A 6847-nucleotide genomic window follows, 5' to 3' on the forward strand; every position below is an offset into this window, starting at 1 on the left:
TGAGGTATAAAAATGATTGTGACAATGAAAAGGATTACCCACCAGCATTTTTATTCCGACATAAATCAGAAACAAGGCTATAAATATTTTAAAGACCGGAATATCAACATGAAAGATTATTTTAATGACGATACCCAGGCCTAGAAGAATAAAAAATATTCCCCAAAAGATTCCGACTCCCATTTTCATGATGTTTAATTAAACTTTTTTGAATAATGGAGTAAAAGTATTAAAAATATTTACATGAGAAAGATAAATACACGCTTTTTTACCGGGCCTAACTTTTTAATTCCTTCTCCTTTTTTTCATCGGGGGAAATTTCAAAATTAATGGGATTTGCCACTTTTTCATTCAGCAAGGCATAATCAAATACTTCACTTACTTCATTGACATAATGAAAGGTCAGTCCATCCAGGTAAATGTTCTTTATTTCGTCAATATCACTTTTATTTTCTGCCGACAGAAGAATTTCCTTGATTCCCGAACGTTTGGCTGCCAGTATTTTTTCCTTTATGCCGCCAACCGGCAAAACTTTACCTCTCAAAGTTATTTCACCGGTCATGGCAATATTTTTTCTTACCTTGCGCTGGGTAAAAGCCGATGCAAGTGATGTTGCCATGGTTATCCCTGCAGAAGGCCCGTCTTTTGGAATAGCCCCTTCGGGTACATGAACGTGGACGTTCCAGTTATCAAATACAGCCGGTTCAATAGAGAGTTTTTCGCAATGCGCCTTAAGGTATTCTAAGGCGATAACAGCTGATTCCTTCATCACATCCCCGAGGTTTCCGGTAAGGGTAAGTTGACCTTTCCCCTTGCTTAAACTAGTTTCGATAAAAAGAATTTCTCCCCCCACCGAGGTCCAGGCCAAACCGGTAACCACACCGGCAAATTCATTGCCCTCATACATGTCCAGGAAAAATTTTGGGGTGCCTAAAAATTCACGGATATCATCAATAGAAATCTCTTTATGAAACTTCTCCTTAAGTGCTATTTTTTTAGCCAGATGTCTGGCTACCGTGGCAATTTTCTTATCCAGTTCCCTGACGCCGGATTCACGGGTATAATTGGTAATAATATCTTCAATCGCCTTATCCGGGAAAACCAGATTTTGATCGTTCAACCCGTGTTCCTCAAGTTGTTTGGGGATCAGATGTTGTTTGGCAATTTCTATCTTTTCTTCGATGATATAACCGCTAATTTCGATCATTTCCATCCTGTCGCGCAAAGCGGGATGAATTGTCGAAATATTATTAGCCGTTGCGATAAACATCACCTTCGAAAGGTCATATTCTACTTCAAGATAATTGTCATAAAAATTATTATTCTGCTCAGGATCCAGGACCTCGAGCAATGCAGAAGCCGGATCGCCATGATAGTCCTGCCCTACTTTATCAATCTCATCAAGAACAAAAACCGGATTCGAAGATTTTGCCTTTTTCAGATTTTGCAAGATACGCCCCGGCATAGCCCCGATATAAGTCTTCCTGTGTCCTCTTATCTCTGCTTCATCATGCAAACCGCCTAATGACATTCTGACATACTTTCGTCCCAAAGCTGTAGCAATGGATTTGCCAAGGGAAGTCTTACCAACTCCCGGAGGGCCATACAAACAAAGAATAGGGGCTTTCATATCGCCCTTAAGCTTGAGAACAGCAAGGTGTTCAATAATACGTTCCTTTACATTTTCAAGTCCGTAGTGGTCGTTATCTAAAATTTCCTGAATCCGTTTGAGATCGAAATTATCTTTGGTATATTCATTCCAGGGCAAATCAATCAAAGCCTGAACATAGTTGTATTGCACGGAATATTCACCGGAAGCCACATTGAGCCGGTGAAGTTTATCAACCTCTTTTGCAAAAAGTTTTGCGATTTCTTTGTTCCACTTCTTTTTCTTAGCCTTCTTCTTGAATTCTTCAATTTCCTTATCAATAGGATTGCCGCCCAGCTCATCTTGGATGGTCTTCATCTGTTGATGCAACAAGTACTCGCGTTGCTGCTGGTCAAGCTCAACTTTTACTTTGGTTTGGATATCATTTTTAAGTTCGAGTATCTGCACCTGACGGGTAAGATATTGGAGTAAAAGCAAAGCCCTTTGCTTCAGATCATTGGTTTCGAGCAATTTTTGTTTTTCTTCAACAGAAACATCCGTATTGGAGCTTATAAAATTTATAAGAAATGCAGGGCTTTCAATATTTTTCAGGGCAAAATTTGTTTCAGGAGGAACATTAGCTGACAATTTGACAATCCTCATGGACAAATCCTTCAGGGAATCGACAATAGCATCAAATTCCTTGCTCTTTGGAGGATTTATGTCCTCCAGTATGTTAACACTGGCCGTCAGATAAGGTTCGGTAGCACCGACTTCTTTGATTTCAAAACGTTTTTTGCCCTGAATGATGATAGAGGTTGAATTATCAGGCATTTCAAGTATCCTGACAATATTTGCAACTGTTCCCACCTGATAAAGATCCTTCAATTCAGGATTGTCAATATTTGAATTTTTCTGGGCAACAATGCCTATAATCTTGCTGCCTTTATAAACATCACGGACTAATTTGATGGATTTTTCCCTTCCAATAGTAATAGGAATAAGTACACCTGGGAAAAGCACTGTATTTCGCAAAGGCAAAATAGGAAGCCATTCAGGAACATCTTCCTGCTTCAAGGCATCTTCCCCCTCATCATTACTCACCAAAGGTATAAGTTCATTCTCCTCATTGTAGGGAACTGAAATAAAAATTTCTTTGAGTTTGTCTTCCACTTTATCTTTTAACAATTAATTAATCAAAACTTTTCCAGCCTGGCTCTTGCCAATCTCCAAAATTGAATGGGGTATGTCAATTGTCATGCCAAAGTAAACTGAAACTTTATAAATCAAACATTTTTCACAAAGAAAAGTTTAGGACATTTCTGATTTTTTAGAAAACCTGAAAAGGGTTGCAGAAAGGCACAATACACCTTCGATTATAAATTAATCAACTAATCATCAAGGGTATTGACTTAAAATGTCCTGTATTTTTGAGTGATTTCAAAAATATGTTTGAGTATTTTTTCCTCCGTTTCGTCAAATTGAATATTTCTGCGGATCATAACCCTTTGTGCCACTTCACAAGCGGTATTCAAAGAATAGGTCGTGAATCCCTGAGCACCCCCCCAGGAAAAATCAGGAATAAAATTTCTGGGGAAACCCGAACCAAAAATATTTGCATTGACACCAACCACAGTACCCGTATTAAACATGGTATTAATGCCACATTTTGAATTATCACCCATAATCAGCCCGCAAAACTGCAGACCGGTATTGATAAATTTATTTTCAGGATAACTCCATAGACGGACATCGGCATAATTGTTCTTCAGGTTTGAATTATTGGAATCGGCTCCCAGGTTGCACCATTCGCCAAGTACAGCATTTCCAAGATAACCATCATGAGCCTTGTTGGTATATCCAAAGATCACGGAATTGCCCACTTCACCTCCTACTTTACAGTGAGGGCCTATGGTGGTGCCTTCGTATATTTTTGCAGAAACTTTTATAACAGAATGGTCACACAACGCCAGTGGGCCTCTGACCACCGCCCCTTCCATAATTTCAGCATCCTTACCAATATAAATAGGGCCTTCTTTCGAATTAAGGGTTGCAAATTCAACCTTGGCACCTTCTTCAAGGAAAATATTATCTGTTCTATAGAAACGATTGGTCTGACTCAGGTACATGGATTTTCTGCCTTCTGTAAGAACCCGGAAATCTGCAATCAGGGCATCGCTGTTAAACTGAAATATCTGCCAGGGGAACTGAATAGAAACAAACTGAGATTTTGCCTCAACCTTTGAACAGGGCTTTGGATCATGATAATCGAACGAATCCAACCGGGCTTCTGACAACCTGGCGGCAATAACTTTTTCTCCCTGAACAAGAGCTTCCCCTTCTTTTAAGGTTTTGATTTCATCCAGCAAAGAACCAGTAGGCAGCACAGAACCATTGATCAGGACATTTTCCTTTTCTTTGACCAAAGGATATTTCTCACTTAAGTAACCGGCAGTAAGAAAAGATACTTTCTGGTTAAGCAATCTCTCCCATTTTTCGGAAATGGTCAAAATCCCTATCCTGATTTTAGCAACAGGGCGGGTAAAAGTCAAAGGCAAAAGCGTATTCCAGCTATCGTCATCAAATAAAATCCAGTTCATAGAGGTAAATTTTATCTACAAACCTACATGAATTTCACTAAATAGGCAAAAGTAAAATACATTCCTGCTGCAAATATCAGCTTCAGTCTGTAAAAACCATCTTATTCCCAGCCTCAAAGAGGCCATAAAAAAAGCCCCTTTGAGGAGCTTTTTATATAAAGTATTAATACTACTTTTTCAAATGATCTTTATAACGGTTCAGATACTTATCAACACGCCCTGCCGTATCAACCAATTTCATCTTACCGGTATAAAAAGGATGCGAAGTATTTGAGATTTCGATCTTAATTAACGGGTACTCAACTCCTTCAAACGTTAAGGTGTCCCTTGTTTGAGCAGCCGATTTTGTAAGAAAAACATGGTCGTTGGACATATCTTTAAATGCAACCAACCGATAATTTTTAGGATGAATGTCTTTTTTCATTTTATAACCTTATTAAATTTAACCGGCTCCTATAAAGCCCTGAAATTTCAATTCGTAACAATAAAAAATATTGGGTTGCAAAGTTACTCTTTTTATGACAAAATCAAAAAATTGCAAAGAATTTTTATTTCATTCATTAATACCCTCAAATATTTTATTGTATGCCGAACAGCCATATAAGTCTTGATTATCTGTTTGGACAAATAAATAACGGCAGGAAAAGATATTGAAAAATCTTGCCTGCCGTCATAAAATCCTCACTCTGCCAATACGTCATTGGCAAGAACAGTGCAAAAGCTTAAATTACCTGCGATTTGCCAATTTAGCAAGCAGCTGCAAAAATTCAATATATAACCAAACCAGGGTAACCATTAAGCCAAAGGCCGAATACCATTCCATATACTTAGGAGCATTGGCATTAACGCCCTGTTCGATGAAATCGAAATCAAGCACCAGGTTTAAAGCTGCAATAACCACTACAACCAGGCTGATTGCAATGCTTAAAGTACCGCTGCCATAAAACATAGCCATGTTCATGTGAAAAAGGCTAAGAATAAAGGTAATCAGATAGAAAAGGCAGATACCGCCGGTAGCAGCAAATACAATTAATTTGAACTTTTGTGTAGGTTTGATGATACCTGATTTATAGCAGAACAAAAGTGCAAAAAGGGTTCCAAAGGTTAAGGCTACAGCCTGAATCACGATCCCCTGGAACATTGTTTCGAAGAAAGCCGAAAGCGCACCCAGGAAAACACCTTCTAAAAGAGCATAAACAGGTGCCGTATAAGGGGCCCATGATTTTTTGAATGAAGTGATCATGGCAAAGACAAACCCGCCGATTGCACCTCCCATGATCCAACCCTGCACCGCCATTGCCCCTGCAGCAGGAGAAGCAGCATTGAAAAAAAGATTCCAGGTATATATTGCCCCTAAAAGAACGAGCAAAAGCATTATAAAAATTTTGTTTACCGTCCCCTGCAAAGTCATCACTTCGGTTCCGGTAAAACTAAAAGCACCCGAATCAAAAATTTTTTGATTCAGTGTCGGATTCGATGAACGTCCAATTTCCATATTCTATTCTCTTTTATAAAATTTAAAAACATTGATCCGGCCTACCTTATCAAAAACCAGGCCAGATATTTTATCTAAACATTAACTGTATACAAAATTAATTATTCTATGGTCAATCAGCACAAATACCAGTACAAGAATTGAGGTATAGGTAAGATATACTCCCCAGGGAATATAATCATTGGGATTGATATGAAACTTAAAATAATTAAAACAGATCAAAACCACCTTTTCAATGATATAAACAAAAACTGTAGCCAATGCAACTCCAACAATCCCATAATAAGGGATAAAGAATAAGCTTAAGGAAACATTCAAAATAATTTCAATGATTGACGCGACAAGTACCACCTTGGTGTGCTTCATCCCAATTAAGATGGTCTGAGGGAATAACAGCCGGCTGATGATCAGCAGCAAATAAACCATAAACACATCGGAACTCCGGTTAAAACTCCGGTTAAAAAGGAATGGATATAACCAGTTTGCAAAAAACAGGATCACGATGGAAATGGGATATAGGATGTGCATGAGTTTTTTAGACTTGACCTTGATATCGTGCAAAGACTTTTTTATTTGCTGGGGAGTGGAAAATTCCTTTAGCATTCCGCTATTCAATCCGTTTGCAAGCATCACAACCAGGGGAAGTTCTTTGGCCCCATATCTAAAAATCGCAAATTTGGCAGCATCAAATTTATAGGAAACAATCAATCCATCAACATACTGCGCCGATCCGCTCAATAATGTACTGATAATTAAAGGAAAACCGAGCATCAGGTGTTCTTTGATAAACGGAAAAGAAATTTTAAATTCCGCATATTTTTTCAATAAAGCGATCATCCAGATTAACCTGACAACAGAGATAAAAATCAGGCCCCAAATGGCCACTTCAACTCCCTGGCCGATAATAATGGGAACTGTAACACAAATAAGCTGAAGTCCAAAGGTTGAAAAGCCATAATCAAGAATCTTTACCGGCTTATTTCTCAGCATGTACAGGTATTCAATGAGGTTGGACGGATTATTGACCAATATATAAATGATCATTTCATTCATATAAGGTATAGGTTCGGATCCCTGGCCGAAAAGGCGCAACCTCCCTTTAAAAATCAGAAGGAAGAGAGCAAAAAAGCAGCTGAATACCGTAAGCAGCAGAAAAGCATTAAA

General features: G+C 38.4%; 6 protein-coding genes. All 6 read right to left on the bottom strand.

From position 1 onward, the window contains the following. Positions 1–183, bottom strand: a 183-nt coding sequence (locus Q8907_10660; GenBank protein MDP4274729.1) for a hypothetical protein, incomplete at its 3' end; no start/stop codon positions are given. Positions 184–277: 94 nt separating this feature from the next. Beyond that, complete coding sequence (lon, locus tag Q8907_10665; protein MDP4274730.1) at positions 278–2761, bottom strand: endopeptidase La; 2484 nt, start codon at positions 2759–2761, stop codon at positions 278–280. Between the two features lie 239 nt (positions 2762–3000). Then, positions 3001–4188: a GlmU family protein gene (locus Q8907_10670; GenBank protein ID MDP4274731.1), complete on the bottom strand. Its 1188-nt coding sequence runs from the start codon at positions 4186–4188 to the stop codon at positions 3001–3003. 169 nt (positions 4189–4357) lie between these two features. Continuing rightward, positions 4358–4612, bottom strand: coding sequence for a type B 50S ribosomal protein L31 (locus Q8907_10675; protein ID MDP4274732.1), 255 nt, complete (start codon positions 4610–4612; stop codon positions 4358–4360). Between the two features lie 303 nt (positions 4613–4915). Further along, positions 4916–5683, bottom strand: a complete 768-nt coding sequence (locus tag Q8907_10680) for a Bax inhibitor-1/YccA family protein (GenBank protein MDP4274733.1) — start codon at positions 5681–5683, stop codon at positions 4916–4918. A gap of 81 nt (positions 5684–5764) precedes the next feature. Continuing rightward, the coding region (locus Q8907_10685) for a polysaccharide biosynthesis C-terminal domain-containing protein (protein ID MDP4274734.1) at positions 5765–6847 on the bottom strand (1083 nt) is incomplete at its 5' end.

It is taken from the genome of Bacteroidota bacterium, from assembly GCA_030706565.1.
Classification (GTDB): Bacteria; Bacteroidota; Bacteroidia; order Bacteroidales; family JAUZOH01; genus JAUZOH01.

Bases quoted from the DNA above. Each gene is read 5' to 3' on its own strand.
- Q8907_10670 (MDP4274731.1), bottom strand. From the start codon at position 4,188: ATGAACTGGATTTTATTTGATGACGATAGCTGGAATACGCTTTTGCCT.
- Q8907_10675 (MDP4274732.1), bottom strand. From the start codon at position 4,612: ATGAAAAAAGACATTCATCCTAAAAATTATCGGTTGGTTGCATTTAAA.
- Q8907_10680 (MDP4274733.1), bottom strand. From the start codon at position 5,683: ATGGAAATTGGACGTTCATCGAATCCGACACTGAATCAAAAAATTTTT.